The sequence below is a fragment of the Pseudomonas sp. zjy_15 genome (assembly GCF_043101865.1).
Lineage (GTDB): Bacteria > Pseudomonadota > Gammaproteobacteria > Pseudomonadales > Pseudomonadaceae > Aquipseudomonas > Aquipseudomonas putida_Y.
In genome coordinates, this window is the sequence record NZ_JBICII010000036.1 from 49015 (window position 1) to 69094 (window position 20080).

Consider the following 20080-nt stretch of genomic DNA (forward strand, 5'->3'; position numbering starts at 1 on the left):
GCGGGCCGACAGACAATCAAACGCTACGTGTCACGCCGCCATCGACCTTGATGTTCTGCCCGGTGATGTAGGCAGCGCCTTCGCTGGCGAGAAACGCAATGGTGGCGGCGATTTCCTCGCGGGTGCCATAGCGTTTGAGTGGCACGCTGTCGCGGCGCTGTTCGGTGGCTGGCAGGCTGTCGATCCAGCCGGGGAGGACGTTGTTGATCCTCACGTTGTCCCCGGCGAATTGGTCGGCGAAGATTTTGGTGAATGCGGCCAGGCCCGAGCGGAACACTGCAGACGTCGGGAACAGCTCACTGGGCTCGAACGCCCAGGCCGTGGAAATGTTGATGATCACGCCCCCTTTCTGGCGCTGCATGTAGGGCGTCACCAGGCGCGTCGGGCGGATGACATTGAGCAGATAGGTGTCCATGCCCTTGTGCCAGTCTTCGTCGCTGATTTCCAGGATTGGCGCGCGCGGACCATGGCCGGCGCTATTGACCAGCAGGTCGATGCGCCCCCACTTTTCCATCACGGCATCGACCAGGCGTTTCAGGTCCTCAACCGACTGGTTGCTACCTGTTACGCCAATACCACCAAGCTCGGCAGCCAGTGCTTCGCCCTTGCCCGAGGAGGAAAGGATGCCAACCTTGAACCCGTCAGCGGCCAGGCGCTGTGCCGCTGCGGCACCCATACCACTGCCACCTGCCGTGATGATCGCAACTTTTTCTACTGACATGCTGCCTCCGTAACGCGAATGGATGATTGCCTGGAAGCACTAAAATTAGCAGCAGAAGTGGCGGCGAGGGAGACAGCTAAACTTTACTGATGCAGTAGATTATCTATTGCTGGCTTGTTGCTTGAACCAGTGCCGGACAATGCCTAGCGACTCCGGCTGCTGCATCTTTCGTGGCCACACAAGATAGAACGCCTTATCGAGCCTGAGCTGCTGAGCGAAGACCTGGGTCAACCTGCCCGCGACGATGTCATCACTGACGAACGCCAGGCTTGCCAACGCAATACCCTGACCACTGATGGCCGCATCGATGGCCAATGAGGTCTGATTGAAGCGCAGGTTTTTGGCAGTCGCTTGCCCGTGCTGCGGGAACAGTTGTGCGAGGTACCGAGGCCAGAAATCATGGGCATCGTGAAGCAGGGTGAACGCTTGAAGCTGCTCGAAGATGGCGGGGGCTTTGCCGGCTTCGAACAACGTTGGGCTGGCCACGGCGACGATACGGTCGTCCATCAACAGTTCGCTGTTCAAACCCGCACCGAAGTCGGGCTTGCCATAGCGGACTGCGATATCCACGCCGTCAGTATTGAAGTGGGACAGCCGATCTGTGGCCAGTACACGTAAATCGATGTCCGGATGGCTTTGCGCAAAGTTGCCCAGCCGGGGAATTAGCCATTTGGAGGCAAAGGTCGGTGTCACGCTGACCGTCAGGTGAGCCGCCTGTGGCCGCAGCAGGCGGGTTGCCTCATCGATCATCGCCAAGGCGTTGCGAATGCTGCCGCTGTAGCCCAGGCCCGCATCGGTCAGTGCCAGGCCCCGGGGCAGGCGCTCGAACAAGCGAAGGTCCAGGCTCGCTTCCAGCCCGCGTATCTGCTGTGCCACTGCCGCCTGGGTCACCCCCAGCTCTTCGGCGGCCAGGCGGAAGTTCAGGTGACGGGCAACCACTTCGAACACACGTAGCGCATTGAGCGAGGGCAAATCAGGGAAACCGTTTGGCATGGCGATGGACGTGGTCGGGCTGGAGGAATTCACCCACGAGGCTACTCGCCGAGCGCCTGTAAAGAAACCCGCGCCATCGCAGCCAATCCGCCACGCGGCGCAGCAAGCCCTCTGTTGGCGGCTGCACATTTCCATCGTTTGGCTTGACGCGTGAAAATTTTCATGTAAATTTTCATGAAAAATAAGTCTAAAAATTTCACGGCAGTCCGAAACGATGAAGATGCACGAAGAGGTTGAAGCCCTCGCGATCCTTATTCACGACCTGCGCAAATTCAAGAACCTGACCTTGAGTGAACTGGCCGAGCGCATCAACCGTTCGGTGGGCTTCCTCTCCCAGGTCGAACGCGGCGTTTCGCGCCCGACCGTGGCAGACCTCACCGCTATCAGCGAAGCGCTCGGCGTATCAACCGCGTACTTCTACAACCTGAGCAAGCCCCGCAGCATTGGTTGGGTCACGCGTCCCCACGAGCGGCGCACGCTGTACCTGGAGTCGGGCATCACCGACGTGCTGGCTTCGCCGACCATCACAGGCGCCTTCGCCATGCTCGACAGCCATCTCGAGCCGGGCGCCACCAGTGGGGAGGCGTACTTGAGCGACCGTTCCGAGCAGGGCTGTTTCGTGCTCGAGGGCGAACTCACGGTGTGGCTGGACCAGGGCGATGCCGTGACCCTGCAGGCCAACGACTGCTTCCAGCTGCAACCCCATGCGCCGTTCCGTTACGCCAACCTGACGGATAAAGCCACCCGTGTGCTCTGGGTCTTCAATTGAATTCGTTCACCTCACAAGGATAAGAAGATGAGTGTCATCTTTCCGGATCTGCTGGCTGAAGTGCGCTCGTTCCGAGCAGAACACCCGGCAATTCGCTATGTCGACCTGATTGCGCTGGACATCCCCGGGCACTTCTACGGCAAGCGCTACCCCATGGAGATGCTGGAGAAAGTCGCAGCCGGTGCGCCACTGAAGCTGCCGCAGAACTGCGTGCTGCTGGGTACCCAGGGTGGCCTTTACCCGATTGGGGACTATTGCTTCGCCGACGGCGACCCGGATGCCGCCCGGCGCCTGGTGCCGGGTACACTGAAGCCGGTGCGCTGGGAAAAGGAAGTGATCGCCCAGATGCTGATCACGTCCGACGGCACTGCAAAGCCGATCGAGTTCGAGCCCCGTGAAGTGCTGGCGCGTGTGCTTCAGCGTCTGGCCAAACGTGGCATCCGCCCGGTGGTAGCGTTCGAACTGGAGTTCTACCTGTTCGACCGCAAGCTTGACAACGGCCTGCCACAGTATCCACGCGACACGGCAACCGGGGATGAAGACGATCAGCCGAACATGCACATCGAGCGGCTGTCGCGCTTCTCGTCGGTCCTGCACGAGATGGTCGACGGCGCCAACGAGCAGGGCGTACCGGCGAACGTCATCACCGCAGAGCTGGGCCCAGGCCAGTTCGAGATCAACTTCTCGCACAGCGACGATGCCCTAAGTGCGGCGGACTGGTCGGCACTGTTCTGCCGCAGTACCCGCGGTATAGCGATGAAGCATGGCTACCGTGCCAGCTTCATGAGCAAGCCGTACCTGGACGCGCCAGGCAGCGGCATGCATGTGCACGTCAGCCTGTACGACGCCGCCGGCAATAACATTCTGGCGGGAAGCGAACAGCGCAAGCTGCGCCATGCGGTGGCAGGCTGCCTGGAACTGCTGCCGCACTGCATGCCGATCTTTGCCCCCAACCACAATGCCTACCGACGTTATGGCGCCATGGTCAACGCGGCGAGCAAGGCCAGCTGGGGGTTCGAAGACCGTGACGCGTGCATCCGCATTCCCGAGTCCGACCCGCGCAACCTGCGCATCGAGCACCGCCTCGCTGGCGCCGACGCCAACCCGTATCTGGTACTGGCGGCCATTTTGACCGGGATGGAGCATGGTCTGGACCGCGGCGTGGAGCCCATCGCCCCGCTGAACGACAACCGCCAGAGCGGCATCGACTTCCCCAAGGATGCCCTCAGCGCCTTGGCCGCCATGCGTCATCACCCGGTGGTCAACCAAGGCCTGGGCAGTGAGTTCGTGATGGTCTATTGCGAAAACAAATACCAGGAGCAACTGGACTTCATGCACCACATCGATGCTCGCGAATACCGCTGGTTCCTGTAGGTGCAGCGACGCTGCACGCTCCCTTTCTACCGTTTCAATACAACGCGCAATATGGATTTGCCGGAGGAAGATATGCCACGTGTGCCCGTGATTGGCATTACCGCATGCACCAGCATGATTGGGCTGCATGCAACCCAGACCATCAGCGAAAAATATGCGCGCGCGGCAGCCGAGGCAGCGTGTGGGCTGCCCATCGTCATTCCCAGCCTCGGTGAGTTGATGGACAGCGCCGATATTCTCGACGTGGTGGATGGGCTGATCTTCACCGGTTCGCCGTCCAACATCGAGCCGTACCATTACAACGGCCCGGCCAGTGCTGCGGGTACCCATCACGACCCTCTGCGCGATGCCACCACGTTGCCGCTGATGCGCGCGGCCATCGCCGCCGGCGTACCGGTACTCGGCATTTGCCGTGGCTTCCAGGAAATGAACGTGGCGCTGGGTGGCACCCTGCACCAGAAGGTCCACGAGACCGGCATGTTCATGGACCACCGCGAAGGCAAGGATGAGCCTCTCGACAAGCAATATGGGCCGCGCCACACCCTGCATGTAGAGCCTGGCGGCATGCTCGACCGCATGGGTTTGCCGGCGATGTTCGACGTCAATTCGATCCACGGCCAAGGCATCGACGTATTGGCCCCCGGGCTGAGGGTGGAAGCGCTGGCGCCCGATGGCCTGGTGGAAGCGGTTTCGGTCGAGAACAGCAAGTGTTTTGCCCTGGCCGTGCAATGGCACCCCGAGTTCCAGGTCATGGATAACCCACATTACCTGGCCATCTTCCAGTCCTTTGGCAAGGCCTGCCGGCATCGCTCGGTCCTGCGTCAGAGGCTGTTGCTGTCTGCCTGAGCAGCGACCTTTCCCACCTGTAAAAAGTACCCTCGCAGCACGGCTGCGCAACTTGATGGAGTGAAGTCAATGAGTGAACAGAATTCGCAGACCCTCGCCTGGCAAACAATGAGCCGCGACCATCACCTGGCCCCGTTCAGCGATGTCAGGCAACTGGCCGAGAAAGGCCCGCGCATCATCACCTCGGCCAAGGGTGTGTACCTGTGGGACAGCGAGGGCAACAAGATTCTCGATGGCATGGCCGGCCTGTGGTGCGTGGCAGTCGGGTATGGCCGCGATGAGCTGGCCGAGGTCGCCAGCCAGCAGATGAAGCAGTTGCCTTACTACAACCTGTTCTTCCAGACCGCGCACCCGCCCGCGCTGGAGCTGGCCAAGGCCATCGCCGAGGTGGCCCCGCAAGGCATGAACCACGTGTTCTTCACCGGCTCCGGCTCCGAAGGCAACGATACCGTGCTGCGCATGGTCCGCCATTACTGGGCACTGAAGGGCCAGAACAACAAGAAGGTTATCATTGGCCGTATCAACGGCTACCACGGCTCTACCGTGGCGGGCGCGGCCTTGGGCGGCATGAGTGGCATGCACCAGCAGGGCGGGGTGATCCCGGATGTCGTGCACATCCAGCAGCCATACTGGTTTGGCGAAGGCGGCGATATGGCCGAGGCTGACTTCGGCGTGTGGGCGGCCGAGCAACTGGAGAAGAAGATTCTCGAAGTTGGCGTGGACAACGTTGCCGCCTTCATTGCCGAGCCGATCCAGGGCGCCGGTGGCGTGATCATTCCGCCGCAGACCTATTGGCCGAAGATCAAGGAAATCCTGGCCAGGTACGACATCCTGTTCGTCGCCGACGAAGTGATCTGCGGGTTCGGCCGTACCGGTGAGTGGTTCGGCACCGATTACTACGACCTCAAGCCTGACCTGATGACCATCGCCAAGGGCCTGACCTCCGGTTACATCCCCATGGGCGGGGTGATCGTGCGTGACGAGGTGGCCAAGGTCATCAGCGAAGGCGGCGACTTCAACCACGGTTTTACCTATTCCGGCCACCCGGTGGCGGCAGCGGTAGGCCTGGAGAACCTGCGGATCCTGCGTGACGAGCAGATCATCCAGCAGGTGCACGATAAAACCGCGCCTTATCTGCAGCAACGCCTGCGCGAACTGGCCGACCATCCGCTGGTAGGCGAAGTGCGCGGCCTGGGCATGCTCGGGGCGATCGAGTTGGTGAAAGACAAGGCCACCCGCGCCCGTCATGAAGGCAAAGGTGTCGGCATGATCTGTCGCCAGCACTGCTTCGACAACGGCCTGATCATGCGCGCGGTGGGCGACACCATGATCATCGCGCCACCGCTGGTGATCAGTATCGAAGAGATCGACGAGCTGGTGGAGAAAGCCCGCAAGTGCCTGGACCTGACCTATGAGGCTGTTCGGTAAGGGCAGAGGGCTTGTTTAGCCATTCTCAGCGCCTGTGAAATCGAGCGCCGCCCGCGCGGTGCTCGATCGGTGCCCCAATCGCACATTTCACGTCAGGCATCTCCCGCAAAGCATTTTGCTTTGTGAAATGAATCCTGTACTTTTCCGGGCATCCATTTCCCGTCTGAAAGTCGCGATTCAACCATGAAAGTGCACGAAGAAATCGAAGGCCTGGCAGTACTGATTCGCGACCTGCGCAAGTTCAAGGGCCTGACGCTGGGCGAACTGGCACAGCGCATTGGCCGTTCGGTGGGCTTTCTGTCCCAGGTCGAACGCGGCGTATCACGCCCGACCGTGGCCGATCTCACAGCCATCAGCGAAGAGCTGGGTGTATCGACAGCCTACTTCTACAAGCTGGACAAACCCCGCGAGCTCGACTGGGTGACCCGCCCGCACGAGCGTCGCACGCTGCACCTGGCGGGAGGCATCACCGATGTGCTGGCATCGCCTTCGATAACGGGCGCGTTCTCCATGCTCGATAGCCATTTGCAACCGGGGGCCAGCAGTGGCGAGGAGTACCTGGACGACAGCTCGGAGCAGGGCTGCTTTGTGCTCGAGGGCGAACTGACCGTGTGGGTGGGCGATGCTGAGCCGGTTACGCTGCACGCCAATGACAGTTTTCAGCTGCAACCCCACGCCCGTTTTCGTTACGCCAACCTGACCGACAAGCCCACACGCGTGCTTTGGGTGTTCAGCTGAGGGCCTTCGCACTGGCATGTACGTTGTGCCTCGGCTAGCCGGGAAAGTTGGCCTGCAAGCAATGTGCAGGCTGCATGGGGTATCCTTGCACCACGCAATCAACTTCGAAGCAGTGAATGAACAATGGGTTTTGAACAACTAGCTGAGCTACGAGACCGCCTGCGGGCGGAAAAAGGGCAGGTAAAGGCCGATAGCGCGAAACCGCCCAAGCGCAAGTCGCCCCCGCAGGCGAAGCCGCGTGAGATGGACCCGGCGGTGGCAGCGATCTGGCCCCTGCAGAAGCATTTTCCCTTGGCTTTCCCGGTCAACCCGGCCCCCAAGGTGCCGCTCAAGGAGGGTATCTTCAAGGATGCCGAGCAACACCTGGAGCTGCTTGGGTTGACCCGCGAACAGCTCAAGCTGGGCATTTCCACGTGGTGCCGGGGCGCTCGATACTGGGCGAGCATGGTGGAGAATGCTCCGCGCCTTGACTTGAACGGTCAGGCCGCGGGTACTGTGACCGCCGCTCAGGCGCTGCATGCCAAGCAGCAAGCTGCGCGGCAACGCAGCCAGGACCGACGCAATCGCGCGAAGTCAAAGGCCCAGGCCCAGGCTCCGGCACCCGCCGCCGACACCGCGGCGGTGCAGTCCACCGACTGAATTCAGTCGCGTTCTGTCCCGTAGCCACGCTGGATGGCAGCCCATTGCCGGGGCTGCCGTCTGGCAGGCCCGGCAATGGGCCAGGTCCGGTTTCGAGGACTTGGCGCATGCAACGATGGTTTCAAGACACACCTGACCGGCAAGCCGCGGCACAGGATGCCGGGGCGCAAATACGTGCGTCGGTTTCAGAATGCGCCTGGTCGCTCGTATACAACCCCTCGGCGCCACAAGTGCCATGCTAGCAGGATGCCCAAGGGTCAGTGCGCGCAGACGTGCGGCCGTGGGCGAGGAGGCCGCCAGTACCACGCAACTGTGACGTGGACGGTGCGCCGCAGCAGAACACGCCGGAAACCTGCCCTTTCAAACATTCAGGCAGGGTCCGTGATGCCGAGGTCCGCTGTATGCCTGATGAATTGCTCCACCTGCCTGTGATCCAGCGTATTCTGGACCGCGACAAGGACACCCCAGGTGCCCTGTTGCCGATCCTGCATGCCGTCCAGCACGAGATTGGTTACATCCCTGATGCCTCGGTCCCCGAGATCGCCCATGCGCTCAACCTCAGCCTGGCTGAAGTGCGTGGGGTTATCAGTTTTTATCACGACTTCCGCACCGCGCCGCCCGCTCGTCACACCCTGCGCCTGTGCCGTGCCGAGTCGTGCCAGAGCCGTGGCGCTGAAGCCCTGGCCGCGCAGTTGCGTGAACAGTTGGCACTGGACGACCACGGCACCAGCGCTGACGGGGCCATCAGCCTGCGCCCGGTGTACTGCCTGGGTGCCTGTGCCTGCTCGCCAGCGCTGGAGCTGGACGGCCAGGTGCACGCGCGCCTCACCCCTGAGCGCCTGCGGGACTTGGTCAACGGTTGCCAGGAGGACTCAGCATGCTGAAGCTGTATATTCCCTGTGATTCGGTTGCCCGCGCCGTGGGTGCCGATCAGGTTGCCGAGGCCCTGCTGCGCGAGGCCGAGCGCCGCCAGTTGCCGCTGGACATCCAGCGCACCAGCTCGCGCGGGCTTTACTGGCTGGAGCCGCTGATCGAGTGCGACAGTCCGCAAGGGCGCCTGGGTTTCGGTCCGGTTACGCCACACGATGTGCCGTCACTGCTTGATGCCCTGGCGGGCGAACCCGGTGGCCACTCGCTGGCACTGGGGCCGGTCGAAGAAATACCCTATCTCAAGACCCAGCAACGCCTGCTGTTCGCTCGCGCTGGCATTACCCGGCCATTGTCGCTGGACGACTATCGTGCCAATGGCGGGTTCGCGGGCCTCGAGGCTGCCGTTGCGCTGGACGGTGCCGAAGTGGTTGCCGCAGTACTCGATTCCGGGCTGCGTGGCCGTGGTGGTGCGGCGTTCCCGGCCGGCATCAAGTGGCGCACCGTGCGTGACGCTGGTGCCGGGCAGAAGTACGTGGTGTGCAACGCCGACGAGGGTGACTCGGGCACGTTCGCTGATCGCATGCTGATGGAGGGCGACCCCTTCCTGCTGATCGAGGGCATGATCATTGCCGGCCTCGCCGTGGGTGCCGACAAGGGCTACATCTATGTGCGCTCGGAGTATCCCGACGCCATCCGGGTACTCGACCAGGCCTTCGCCATCGCGCGTGACGCTGGCTACCTGGGGGCTGACGTCGCCGGCAGCGGCCAGGCGTTCGACCTGGAAGTACGGGTGGGCGCCGGCGCCTATATTTGCGGCGAAGAAACCGCGCTGCTTGAATCCATCGAAGGCAAGCGTGGCATCGTCCGCGCCAAGCCACCGCTGCCTGCACTGCAAGGGCTGTTCGGCCTGCCAACGCTGGTGCACAACGTGCTTACCCTGGCCTCGGTGCCCATCATTCTGGCCAAGGGGGCAGCGTTCTATCGCGATTTTGGCATGGGCCGATCGCTGGGCACCATGCCGTTCCAGCTGGCCGGCAACATTCGCCAGGGTGGCCTGGTAGAGCGCGCGTTCGGCCTGACCCTGCGCGAGCTGGTGGAAGGCTATGGCGGTGGCACGGCCAGTGGCCGCCCGCTGAAGGCTGCGCAGGTCGGTGGCCCGCTTGGTGCCTGGGTACCCCCCAGCCATTTCGACACCCCATTGGACTATGAAGCGTTTGCTGCCGTGGGCGCGATGCTCGGCCACGGCGGTGTGGTGGTGGCCGACGATACGCTGAACATGGCCAGCATGGCGCGTTTCGCCCTGCAGTTCTGTGCCGAGGAGTCCTGCGGCAAGTGCACCCCGTGCCGCATTGGCTCCACCCGGGGTATGGAAGTGGTTGACCGGCTGATCGCCAGCAGCGACATCACCGAGCGCCACGACCAGGCGCTGTTGCTGCGCGATCTGTGCGACACCCTGCAGTACGGTTCGCTGTGCGCCATGGGCGGTATGACTGCCTATCCGGTGGCCAGCGCGCTCAAGTACTTCCCCGCCGATTTTGGGCTGACCACCACGGAGGCCGCACAGTGATCAATTTCTTCGACCCCGCTTCTGATAAAAGCAGCGACCTCGGCACCCCGGCCCGCGAAAGCGAAGTGCAGGTCAGCCTGAGCATCGACGGACGCGCCATCAGCGTGCCGGCTGGCACCTCGGTCATGCGCGCCGCCGCCATGCTGGGCACCAGCATCCCCAAACTGTGCGCCACCGACAGCCTCGAAGCCTTCGGCTCCTGCCGTATGTGCATGGTGGAGATCGAAGGCATGCGCGGCTACCCGGCATCCTGCACCACGCCAGTCAGCGAAGGCATGGTGGTGCGCACCGAAACCCCGCGTCTGGCCGGCCTGCGTCGCAACGTGATGGAGCTGTACATTTCCGACCACCCGCTGGACTGCCTGACCTGTTCGGCCAACGGCAACTGCGAGCTGCAGACCGTCGCCGGCCAGGTGGGCCTGCGTGAGGTGCGCTACGGCTATGACGGCGCCAACCACCTGGACGAGAAAAAAGACGTTTCCAACCCGTATTTCGACTACGAGCCGAGCAAGTGCATCGTCTGCAGCCGCTGTGTGCGCGCCTGCGAGGACATCCAGGGTACGTTCGCCCTGACCATTACCGGGCGTGGTTTCGAATCGCGGGTGGCGGCAGCGGGGGGCGAAAACTTCCTTGCTTCCGAATGCGTGTCGTGCGGCGCCTGCGTGCAGGCCTGTCCGACCGCGACCCTCACGGAAAAGAGCCTGGTGCAGCTGGGCCAGCCTGAGCGTTCGGTCATTACCACCTGCGCCTACTGCGGCGTTGGCTGCTCGTTCCGCGCCGAAATCAAGGGTGACCAGCTGGTGCGCATGGTCCCGGACAAGAACGGTGGCGCCAACCACGGCCACGCCTGCGTCAAGGGCCGCTTTGCCTGGGGCTACGCCACCCACCCGGACCGCATCACCAAACCGATGATCCGCAAGCGCCTGGAAGACCCGTGGCAGGAAGTCAGCTGGGACGAGGCCGTGACCTATGCTGCCAGCGAGTTCCGCCGCATTCAGCTCAAGTACGGGCGCGACTCCATCGGCGGCATCACCTCCAGCCGTTGTACCAACGAAGAAGCCTATCTGGTGCAGAAACTGGTGCGCACGGCGTTCGGTAACAACAACGTCGATACCTGCGCACGAGTATGCCATTCGCCCACCGGTTATGGCCTGAAGCAGACCCTGGGTGAGTCAGCCGGCACGCAAAGCTTCGACTCGGTGATGCAGGCCGACGTTGTGCTGGTGATCGGCGCCAACCCCACCGACGCCCACCCGGTGTTCGGCTCGCAACTCAAGCGCCGCCTGCGCCAGGGGGCGCGGCTGATCGTGATCGACCCACGGCGCATCGACCTGGTCGACTCGCCGCACGCCCGTGCCGACCTGCACCTGCAACTGCGCCCGGGCACCAACGTGGCCATGCTCAACGCCCTGGCTCACGTGATCGTCACCGAGGGCCTGCTGGCCCAGCGCTTCATCGATGCCCGCTGCGAAACCGAAGACTTCGCCCGTTGGCGCGACTTCGTCAGCCTGCCAGAGAACGCCCCCGAGGTGCTCGGCCCGGTTTGTGGCGTGCCTGCTGAGCAGATCCGCGCTGCGGCCAGGCTGTATGCCACCGGCGGCAACGCGGCCATCTACTACGGCTTGGGCGTGACCGAGCACAGCCAAGGTAGTACCGCAGTGATGGGCATTGCCAACCTGGCCATGGCCACCGGCAACATCGGCCGTGAAGGGGTAGGGGTGAACCCGCTGCGCGGGCAGAACAACGTGCAGGGCTCGTGTGACATGGGCTCGTTCCCCCACGAGCTGCCCGGCTACCGGCATGTCTCCAACGAGGGCGTGCGTGCCGAGTTCGAACAGGCCTGGGGCGTGACCTTGCAGCCCGACCCGGGTCTGCGCATTCCCAACATGTTCGAAGCGGCGCTGGATGGCAGCTTCAAGGCGCTGTACTGCCAGGGTGAGGACATCGCCCAGAGCGACCCCAACACCCAGCACGTCACGGCGGCCTTGCTCGCCATGGAGTGCGTGGTGGTGCAGGACATCTTCCTCAACGAAACTGCCAAGTTCGCCCATGTGTTCCTGCCGGGCAGTTCGTTCCTGGAAAAGGACGGCACCTTCACCAACGCCGAGCGGCGTATTTCGCGGGTGCGCAAGGTCATGGAGCCGCTGGCCGGCAAGGCCGACTGGGAAGCTACCGTGGCCCTGGCCAACGCCCTGGGCTACCCGATGAACTACCGCCACCCTTCCGAGATCATGGACGAGATCGCCCGCCTGACGCCGACCTTCCGTCGTGTCAGCTACGCTGAAATCGACCGCCACGGCAGCCTGCAGTGGCCGTGCAACGACGCCGCGCCAGACGGCACGCCGACCATGCACATCGACCAGTTCGTGCGTGGCAAGGGCCGCTTCATGCTCACCGGCTATGTGCCCACCGACGAAAAGGTCAACAACCGCTACCCGTTGCTGTTGACCACCGGGCGCATTCTCAGCCAGTACAACGTCGGCGCCCAGACCCGGCGTACCGGCAACGTCGCCTGGCATGACGCCGACCGCCTGGAAATCCACCCGACCGACGCTGAAAGCCGTGGTATCCACGACGGTGACTGGGTCGGCATCGGCAGCCGCGCCGGGCAGACTGTACTGCGTGCCAAGGTCAGTACGCGGGTGGCGCCTGGCGTGGTGTACACCACCTTCCACTTCCCCGAGTCGGGGGCCAACGTGATCACCACCGACAACTCCGACTGGGCCACCAACTGCCCCGAGTACAAGGTGACGGCAGTGGAAGTGGTGAAAGTGTTCCAGCCATCGCAATGGCAAAAGCGCTACCAGGACTTCAGTGATGAACAGCAGCGCCTGCTGAAAGAGCGCCGTACTGCGGAGAAAGCCGAGGTTCGCCGATGAGCAGCGAAAACCTGGTCAAGATGGCCAACCAGATTGCCCATTACTTCGACAGCGAGCCAGACCGGGCGCTGGCGGTGCAAGGGGTGCGGCAGCATATGCAGAGCTTCTGGACGCCGGCGATGCGCCGGCAGCTGGCGGAATGGAGCGAGGCCCACGCGGGGGAGGGGCTTGACCCGAAGGTGCGGGAGGCGTTGGTCTAGATTCCCGGGCGGCAACGGAACCTTGGGGGCGGGTTTTCCTGCGAATGTGGCGTTGAAATCAATGACGCATTCGCGGGTGAACCCGCTCCTACAAGGGGCCTGCATATTGCCTACTCAGCCGCGGGCCAGCTCCGCCAGGTGGGAGATGGCTTCCTCGCTCTTGAGCACCAGCACATCACCCTGCAGCGCATCCAGCACCACCTCCGAGGTATTACCAATCAACGCCCCGGAAATCCCCGTGCGGCACACCGTGCCCATCACCGTCACCACGGCATCGAGCTTCTGCTCGGTATGTGGAATCAACACATCCGCCGGCCCTTCGGCCACATGCAGGCACTCTTCGCTGATGCCGTATTCGACCTGGAACGCCTTGCACGCTTCACGGTAGCGCTTTTCGATCGTATCGCTCAGCTGGTACGTCGGGTCCGCCGCTGACAGCATCGGCGAGGGGTGGGCGCTGATGACATGCAGTTCTCCCTTGGCCAGTTTGGCAATCTCGAAGCCGTGGTCGATGATGCTGGCATGCAGGCGGCGGTGGTCTTCGTCCTGGTTGCCCACGTCCACCGCCGCCAGGATCTTGCCCCCGGTCCACGGCCGCTCGCTCTTGACCATCAGCACGGCACACGGGCATTGGCGCAGCAGCTTCCAGTCGCTGGGGGTAAGCAGGGCCTTTTTCAGCGGGTTGTCCGGACGGTGATCCTTGATCACCAGTTCGCAGCCTTCGGCCTGCTGTACATGGATGATGGTGTCGTGCAGGTTGTCGCGCCAGCCCTCTTCATGGGTGACATTGTCGAAGCCGTCATCATGCAACTGGCTGCTCAGCAGGCTCAGCAGCGCACTGTGATCATGCCGTTTGTCGCACATCAGCAAGTGCAGGCGTGCGCCGGTGATGCCAGCGATCAGCTTGGCCCGCGTAAGCGCCCGGCTATGGGCGTGTGTGGGGTCGAGGACGACGAGGATGCTGCGGACGGCTTGCATGGGCGTTAACTCCCTTCGATGATGGCGACCAGTGCCTGACTATAGTCGGCGCTTTCCCCTCCAGCGCTTGATGTACATCAAGCATAGTCACTGGCGTCGCCAGCCGCCGCCGGTATAATCGCCGACCCTGCCTGTTCTGTGTGGTTGCACGCTTATGTCCCTGATCCCCGAAATCGACGCCTTTCTTGGCTGCCCGACGCCAGACGCCTGGATCGAAGCGGCGCTCGCCGACCAGGAAACCCTGCTGATCGACCACAAGAACTGCGAGTTCAAGGCCGCCAGCACGGCCTTGAGCCTGATCGCCAAGTACAACACTCACCTTGATCTGATCAACATGATGTCGCGCCTGGCCCGCGAGGAGCTGGTGCATCACGAACAGGTGTTACGCCTCATGAAGCGTCGCGGTGTGCCGTTGCGCCCGGTGTCGGCGGGGCGTTATGCGTCAGGGTTGCGCCGGCTGGTGCGCGCCCACGAGCCGGTCAAGCTGGTGGATACGCTGGTGGTGGGGGCGTTCATCGAGGCGCGCAGCTGTGAACGTTTTGCTGCGCTGGTGCCGCATCTGGATGAAGAACTGGGCCGCTTCTACCACGGGCTGCTGAAAAGCGAAGCGCGCCACTACCAGGGCTACCTGAAACTGGCGCACAACTACGGAGACGAGGCGGACATCGCCCGCCGCGTCGAGCTGGTGCGCGCTGCGGAAATGGAGCTGATCCAGTCACCAGACCAGGAACTGCGCTTCCACAGCGGCATCCCGCAGGCTTTGGCCGCCTGATGTGCACCAGGCGGCGCAGGCCTTAATGGCGCCGACCCAGCAGCAGCCCCACTACCAGCCCGAGGCCGGCGGAAATGGCAACGGTTTGCCAGGGGTGGCCGCCGATGTAGTCCTGGGTGGCGTCCACCACCGGTTGCGCCTTGCTGCGCACGTTGCTGGCCGCCTGGCGAGCCTGACGAAGTTTCAGGCTTACCTGGGCGCGCAGCGTCTCTGCTTCTTCGCCGACCAGGGCGGCACTGTCGTTCAGCAGTTTTTCCGATTCTTCTATCAGCGATTGCAGTTCGCTGAATACCTGGTCCTTGATCTGATCGCTGTCCGTCAGCGTGGCGTTTTTCCGGGCCATGAACTCGTCCTCGTCAATGGGAGTGTGAACAATGGATGCCGCCACGTCGGGAAAGTTGCGGCGGCTTTCCGATGATGGGTTGCCTGGGTGTAAGATAGCGGCCATTTTCAAACCTGCAGGTAACTTCATGAGTTTCAATCTGGCCAACATGAGCTTCGAGGAACGGGCGCAGATCGAGGCAGAGAAGGCCCGGCTGTTCGAGATGTGGCAGAACAACCTGGGCAAAGCCAAGGGCGAAGCCGCCCGGCTGATTGCCGAAAAGCCACGGCGCAAGGGCAAATGGGCCGAGTGGGTGCGCGCCGAACTGGACGGCATGACGCCGCCTGAATACGCCAGCATGGTGCGCAGCGAAGTCAACAAGCTGATGGCCGCAGCCAGCGCCAACCGCTGAGCACTCCCGCTTGGCGCTTACCAGTAGGTGCCCTTGGGCAGGTCCAGCCTGCCTTCATCGGTAAAGCGCACGGTCCCCAGCGGCCCGCCGGCCAGTTTGCCGCGCAGCTTGTAGGGCAGCCCCTGCAGCGAATCCAGCTTGCCCAGCCCATAGGCCTGGCGAAGGAAGGAAAACGCCGTGATGCTGACCGGCACCACGATCACCGCTTCGTCGTAACGGCCAATGTGCCCCTGCTGGTCGCTGACCCCAGCGGCCAGCGGCTGGCCGTTCACTTCCAGGTTCAAGGCGATGCCGTTGTAATCGATCGGCGCCTCGTTGGGGTTTTGCACCCGCATTTTCACCGCCATGCGCAGTTCCAGCTCCTGCCCGGGCAGTGGTTCGATGCCGATCACGCTGATGTTCACCGGGTCGCGTGGCTGGAACAGCGCACAGGCCGCCAGCCCGCAGGTCAGCAGCAGGACCAGGAACAGGCGGGTGTTGCGGTACAGACGGGCAGTCATGGGCTGTGACCTTGCCGGAGTGGAGCTGGCAGTGTGGCAAATGCGCGTCGACGTTGAAAGTATCGGTTGATATGAAAGATACTGTTTCTCATTAACGCCCGCTAACCTCTCTTACTGGCTGTTCCCCAATCATGCTGACTTCACCCATGTCGGGCCTGCTGGCAAGTTTCCAGGAGCACTACGACGACCTGCTGCAGTTTCTGACGCGGCGCATGAGCGACCGCCAGCGTGCCGCCGACGTGGCCCAGGAAACCTACCTGAAGCTGGTGAACATCGACGAGCAGGCGGTGCCGGTGCTGCACGCGCGCAGCTTCATCTTCCGCGTGGCGGGCAACCTGGCGATTGACGCCTTGCGCCGTGAGCAACGCATCGCCGCCAGCCACGACGACAGCGACGGAGCCTGTGAGGTGGCCTGCCCGGCGCCGGCACCCGAGGCGGCGTTGCTGGCCCGTGAGCGCTTGCAGATTCTTGACCAGGCGCTGTTGCAGTTACCGGACAATGCCCGCCAGGCGCTGTTGCTCAACCGTGTCGAGGGCCTGACCCAGAAGCAGGTTGCTCAACGCCTGGGGGTTTCCGAGAGCATGGTGGCGAAGTACATCGGCCAGGCCCTGCGCCATTGCCGCGGCCGACTGAAACAGGCGGGTGTGGCGGCATCGGTGGTATTGCTGGTCGCCGCGGTGGCGGGTTGGCAGCAAGCCCCGATGCTGCTGGCCGATTATCACACCGCCGTGGGCGAGCGGCAGGTCATTACCCTGACAGATGGCACACGGGTGACGCTGAACAGCGCCAGTGCCTTGAGCGTGGCGTTCAACGAGCATGAGCGGCGTGTGGTACTCGATGCGGGTGAGGCACTGTTCGAGACCGCCGATGATTCACGACCGTTTGTGGTCGATACGGCCGGTGCGCGGGTGCAGGGCAATGCCGCCACCTTCAGCGTGCAGCGCGATGGCCACGTCGTGTTGGCTCGCGGTGAAGCCAAGGTGGGTGAACATCAACTGGCGGTGGCGGCCGATGCCGTCACGCAGATGGCCTGGCAGCGGGGCAAGCTGATCTTCAACGGCAAGCCGCTGGGGCAGGTGCTGACGGAGCTTGAGCGTTACCGGCATGGGCGCATTGTGTTGTCCGACAGCAAGCTGGCTGCGATGGAGGTGAGCGGGGTGTTCGACCTGGATGAACCTGAGGCCCTGTTGCGGACGTTGGAGCAGCGGTATGGCCTGAAGGTGACCTACCTGCCGTGGTTGGCCGTAGTGCATTGATGAGCTTGTACCGTCCTCTTGGCGGGCAAGCCCGTTCCTGCACAGGTCGCACGATATTCAGGCGGGCGCAGTCGTTGTAGGAGCGGGCTTGCCCGCGAAGAGGCCGGACAGAAATAAAAATATTTTTCATTTGGCACTGCAAGTTCCTGCAAGCCAGATCGTCGTAGTGAGACTGATCAGCAACCCATTCTCATTTACGACTTGTCAGGAAGCTCATTCGTGCCTCTGATGCTCAAGCCCTTGCACCGCCGTCGCGGTTCTTTTCACCATGCCTTGATGTCTTGCAGTGCCTTGGCCTTGTTGTTCGGTCCCCTGCACGCAGGGGCCGCGACGACCGCCGGACAGACCCAGATGCAAGCTCGCCAGGTCCAGCTCGACCTGCCCGCCCAGCCGCTGGACCAGGCGCTGACCACCTTCGCCGACCAGGCCGGCCTGCACCTGCTGTACACCACAGGCGATGTCGCCGGCCAGGTCAGCCCGGCGTTGCAGGGTAACTACAGTGTCGAGCAGGCCCTGCAGCAGTTGCTGGCCGGCAGCGGCATGAGCTGGCAGTTCAGTGAGGCTCGCACCGTCACCCTGCGCAAGGCCGAGGCCGCGCCGCAGGCGGTCAACCTCAAGCCGATCGAGGTCAGCGTAGCCTCGCGCACCAGCACCGCCATCAGCGAAATCCCCGGGACCGTCTGGGTGGTCGACCAGCAGCAATTGCGCGAGCAGATCGACAGCGGCGTCAGCCTGAAGGAAGCCATCGGCAAGCTGGTGCCGGGCCTTGACCTGGCGCCGGAAGGGCGCACCAATTACGGCCAGAACATGCGTGGGCGCAACGTGCTGGTGATGATCGACGGGGTCAGCCAGAACAGCTCACGCGGCCTGTCGCGTCAGTTCGACAGCATTTCGCCGTTCAACGTCGAGCGCGTCGAAGTGCTGTCTGGCGCCAGCGCCATCTACGGCGGTGGTGCCACCGGCGGCATCATCAACATCGTGACCAAGAAGGGCGAGCCCGGCCCGGCGCGCTTCGAGACCCAGTTGGGGGCCAGCAGTGGTTTCAACAACAGCGACGACCTGGCTACGCGTTTCGCCCAGTCGGTCAGCGGCGGCAACGAGCGGGTCAATGCCCGGTTGGGGGTTTCCGGTGAGCAGAACGAAGCCTTCTACGATGGTGCTGGCGACCAGATCTTCATCGACAACACCCAGACCGACCTGCAGTACAACCGCACCATCGACGTACTCGGTACCTTGGGCCTGCAGCTGAACGACCAGCAGAGCCTCGACCTGTTGGCCCAGTACTACGACTCGGGCAACCACGGCAGCACGGGTATCTACTTCCCCAACCTGAACTACAACGCGCCATCCGACCTGGAAGACGCCGAGCTGCGCAGCGGTTATTCATCGGACCTGGAGCCGCGTACGCGGCGCCTGCTGCTCAATGCCAATTACCACCACACCGACGTGCTGGGCCAGGACTTCTACCTGCAGGCCTCGTACCGCAAGGAAGACGACAACTTCTACCCGTTCCCGTACTACAACCGTGCCACACCCACCGGCTCGCGCGGGGTGTACTTTGCCGCCTCGCAGCAGAACTTCGAGGTCACCAGCCTCAAGGGCCTGTTTGCCAAACAGTGGGATACGCTGAAGCTGACCTACGGCGTTGATCTGGATCGTGAGCGCTTCAACGCGGAGCAGACCACCTTCAACGCCCAGACCTCGTCCGAGTCGGGTGGCCTGGAGCTGGAAAAAGACAGCAAGGCCGCACGCTACCCCAGCTACCGGGTGGATGGTGTGTCGGTGTATGCCCAGCTGGACTGGCATGCCACCGACAACCTGACATTGTCCGGTGGTGCCCGGCGGCAGCAGATGGACGTTGATGTCAGCGACTTCAAGGGTGTGCCAGGTGGCAGTAACGACTATCAGGTCAACCTGTTCAACGTCGGTGCCATCTACGACTTCAAGAACGGCCACCAGGTGTGGAGCAACTATGGCGAAGGCTTCGACCTGCCTGACCCGGCCAAGTACTACGGCAAGCCGGGCCTGAGCGTGGCCGATAACCCGTTGGCGGGTATCAAGAGCCGCCAGGTGGAATTGGGCTGGCGCTATGCCGACCTGGACTGGGATGCACAGGCAGCGCTGTACTACATCTGGTCGGACAAGATCATCAACGTCGATTCGCAAACGCTGACCATCGATGTGGAAGATCAGAAAAGCCGCGACTTCGGCTTTGAAGGGGCACTGACCCGGCACTTCCAGACCGGCTGGGAAGCTGGCGGCACATTGCACATGACACGCTCCGAGGAAGAGGCCGCCGACGGCGGCTGGATCAAGCGCGATGCCCGATACGCTTCGTTATCCAAGGCCACCGCGTTCGTCGGCTGGAAGGCCGATGGCCGCAGTGCGCGGTTGCAGGCCAACCATGCCTTCAGCCTGAAGGACGATGCCGATCATGAGATTGATGGCTACACCACCTTCGACCTGCTGGGCAGCCAGGACACCGGTTTCGGCACCTTCAGTGCCGGTATCCAGAACTTGCTGGACAAGCAGTACAGCACGGTATGGGGACAGCGTGCGACGTTGTTCTATTCGCCGACCTACGGGCCGGCCTACCTGTATGACTACCAGGGGCGTGGGCGGACCTACACGCTGAGCTGGAGCATGGCTTACTGATTGTGGTCGCCTGAACGGGCCTGTTCGCGGGTAAACCCGCTTGCTCCTACCACAGCGCCGTCTTCAGACGTTGTGAGCCCCTGTAGGAGCGGGTTTACCCGCGAATACGGTGGTGGCGGCGACGGTGAACGGCGGGTTGAAATTGGCCAGCAGGGCCGGCC

The 20080-nt window shown here is 62.9% G+C and carries 19 protein-coding genes; 14 read left to right on the forward strand and 5 right to left on the reverse strand.

Annotation, left to right across the window (positions count from 1 at the left end):
- Positions 1-16 precede the first annotated feature (16 nt).
- Both ACF8EF_RS07330 and ACF8EF_RS07335 read right to left on the reverse strand, forming a co-directional pair.
- Complete coding sequence (locus ACF8EF_RS07330) at positions 17-721, reverse strand: SDR family oxidoreductase (protein WP_392461040.1); 705 nt, start codon at positions 719-721, stop codon at positions 17-19.
- A gap of 99 nt (positions 722-820) precedes the next feature.
- Positions 821-1714 carry a LysR substrate-binding domain-containing protein gene (locus ACF8EF_RS07335; RefSeq protein ID WP_176684932.1) on the reverse strand — a complete coding sequence of 298 codons (894 nt, stop codon included), beginning with the start codon at positions 1712-1714 and terminating at the stop codon, positions 821-823.
- A 214-nt stretch (positions 1715-1928) separates the two neighbouring features.
- Between ACF8EF_RS07335 and ACF8EF_RS07340 the strand changes: the two genes are divergently transcribed.
- The 10 genes from ACF8EF_RS07340 (at position 1929) to ACF8EF_RS07385 (ending at position 13024) form a co-directional block, all read left to right on the forward strand.
- Entirely contained in the window at positions 1929-2483 is a 555-nt protein-coding gene (locus ACF8EF_RS07340; RefSeq protein ID WP_209964741.1) for a helix-turn-helix domain-containing protein, read from the forward strand.
- 27 nt (positions 2484-2510) lie between these two features.
- On the forward strand, positions 2511-3857 hold the full coding sequence (locus ACF8EF_RS07345) for a glutamine synthetase family protein (RefSeq protein ID WP_176684884.1): 1347 nt from the start codon (positions 2511-2513) through the stop codon (positions 3855-3857).
- Positions 3858-3929: 72 nt separating this feature from the next.
- Entirely contained in the window at positions 3930-4703 is a 774-nt protein-coding gene (locus tag ACF8EF_RS07350; RefSeq protein ID WP_392529059.1) for a gamma-glutamyl-gamma-aminobutyrate hydrolase family protein, read from the forward strand.
- A gap of 69 nt (positions 4704-4772) precedes the next feature.
- Positions 4773-6131, forward strand: coding sequence for an aspartate aminotransferase family protein (locus tag ACF8EF_RS07355; protein ID WP_392461042.1), 1359 nt, complete (start codon positions 4773-4775; stop codon positions 6129-6131).
- A 183-nt stretch (positions 6132-6314) separates the two neighbouring features.
- Positions 6315-6869 (forward strand): helix-turn-helix domain-containing protein, encoded by a 555-nt coding sequence (locus tag ACF8EF_RS07360; protein ID WP_176684887.1) that lies wholly within the window; start codon positions 6315-6317, stop codon positions 6867-6869.
- Between the two features lie 123 nt (positions 6870-6992).
- Positions 6993-7508, forward strand: coding sequence for a ProQ/FinO family protein (locus tag ACF8EF_RS07365; protein ID WP_176684888.1), 516 nt, complete (start codon positions 6993-6995; stop codon positions 7506-7508).
- A gap of 401 nt (positions 7509-7909) precedes the next feature.
- Entirely contained in the window at positions 7910-8392 is a 483-nt protein-coding gene (locus ACF8EF_RS07370) for a formate dehydrogenase subunit gamma (protein WP_209964750.1), read from the forward strand.
- A complete protein-coding gene (locus tag ACF8EF_RS07375; protein ID WP_392461043.1) occupies positions 8386-9945 on the forward strand; it encodes a formate dehydrogenase beta subunit in 1560 nt (519 codons plus the stop codon). Before ACF8EF_RS07370 ends, ACF8EF_RS07375 begins: the two co-directional genes overlap by 7 nt.
- A complete protein-coding gene (gene fdhF, locus ACF8EF_RS07380) occupies positions 9942-12824 on the forward strand; it encodes a formate dehydrogenase subunit alpha (protein ID WP_176684891.1) in 2883 nt (960 codons plus the stop codon). The genes ACF8EF_RS07375 and fdhF overlap by 4 nt, the downstream gene beginning before the upstream one ends.
- Positions 12821-13024: a formate dehydrogenase subunit delta gene (locus ACF8EF_RS07385; protein ID WP_392461044.1), complete on the forward strand. Its 204-nt coding sequence runs from the start codon at positions 12821-12823 to the stop codon at positions 13022-13024. The genes fdhF and ACF8EF_RS07385 overlap by 4 nt, the downstream gene beginning before the upstream one ends.
- A gap of 114 nt (positions 13025-13138) precedes the next feature.
- On the opposite strand, the gene ACF8EF_RS07390 is transcribed toward ACF8EF_RS07385, so the two are convergent.
- Complete coding sequence (locus ACF8EF_RS07390) at positions 13139-14002, reverse strand: universal stress protein (protein ID WP_176684892.1); 864 nt, start codon at positions 14000-14002, stop codon at positions 13139-13141.
- A gap of 154 nt (positions 14003-14156) precedes the next feature.
- On the opposite strand from ACF8EF_RS07390, the gene ACF8EF_RS07395 reads away from it, so the two are divergent.
- The gene (locus tag ACF8EF_RS07395) at positions 14157-14774 is read left to right on the forward strand and encodes a tRNA-(ms[2]io[6]A)-hydroxylase (RefSeq protein ID WP_003248869.1); all 618 of its coding nucleotides are present in this window, start codon (positions 14157-14159) and stop codon (positions 14772-14774) included.
- Positions 14775-14796: 22 nt separating this feature from the next.
- Here ACF8EF_RS07395 and ACF8EF_RS07400 read toward each other — a convergent pair whose 3' ends face one another.
- Positions 14797-15117 (reverse strand): YqjD family protein, encoded by a 321-nt coding sequence (locus ACF8EF_RS07400; RefSeq protein ID WP_176684893.1) that lies wholly within the window; start codon positions 15115-15117, stop codon positions 14797-14799.
- Between the two features lie 127 nt (positions 15118-15244).
- On the opposite strand from ACF8EF_RS07400, the gene ACF8EF_RS07405 reads away from it, so the two are divergent.
- On the forward strand, positions 15245-15508 hold the full coding sequence (locus tag ACF8EF_RS07405; RefSeq protein ID WP_003248880.1) for a hypothetical protein: 264 nt from the start codon (positions 15245-15247) through the stop codon (positions 15506-15508).
- A 17-nt stretch (positions 15509-15525) separates the two neighbouring features.
- Here the strand turns inward: ACF8EF_RS07405 and ACF8EF_RS07410 are convergent, their stop codons facing one another.
- Entirely contained in the window at positions 15526-16008 is a 483-nt protein-coding gene (locus tag ACF8EF_RS07410; protein ID WP_176684894.1) for an LEA type 2 family protein, read from the reverse strand.
- Between the two features lie 131 nt (positions 16009-16139).
- Here ACF8EF_RS07410 and ACF8EF_RS07415 point away from each other — a divergent pair, with 131 nt between their 5' ends.
- Entirely contained in the window at positions 16140-17264 is a 1125-nt protein-coding gene (locus tag ACF8EF_RS07415) for a sigma-70 family RNA polymerase sigma factor (protein ID WP_176684895.1), read from the forward strand.
- A gap of 228 nt (positions 17265-17492) precedes the next feature.
- On the forward strand, positions 17493-19919 hold the full coding sequence (locus ACF8EF_RS07420) for a TonB-dependent receptor (RefSeq protein ID WP_392461046.1): 2427 nt from the start codon (positions 17493-17495) through the stop codon (positions 19917-19919).
- Positions 19920-20080: the final 161 nt, after the last annotated feature.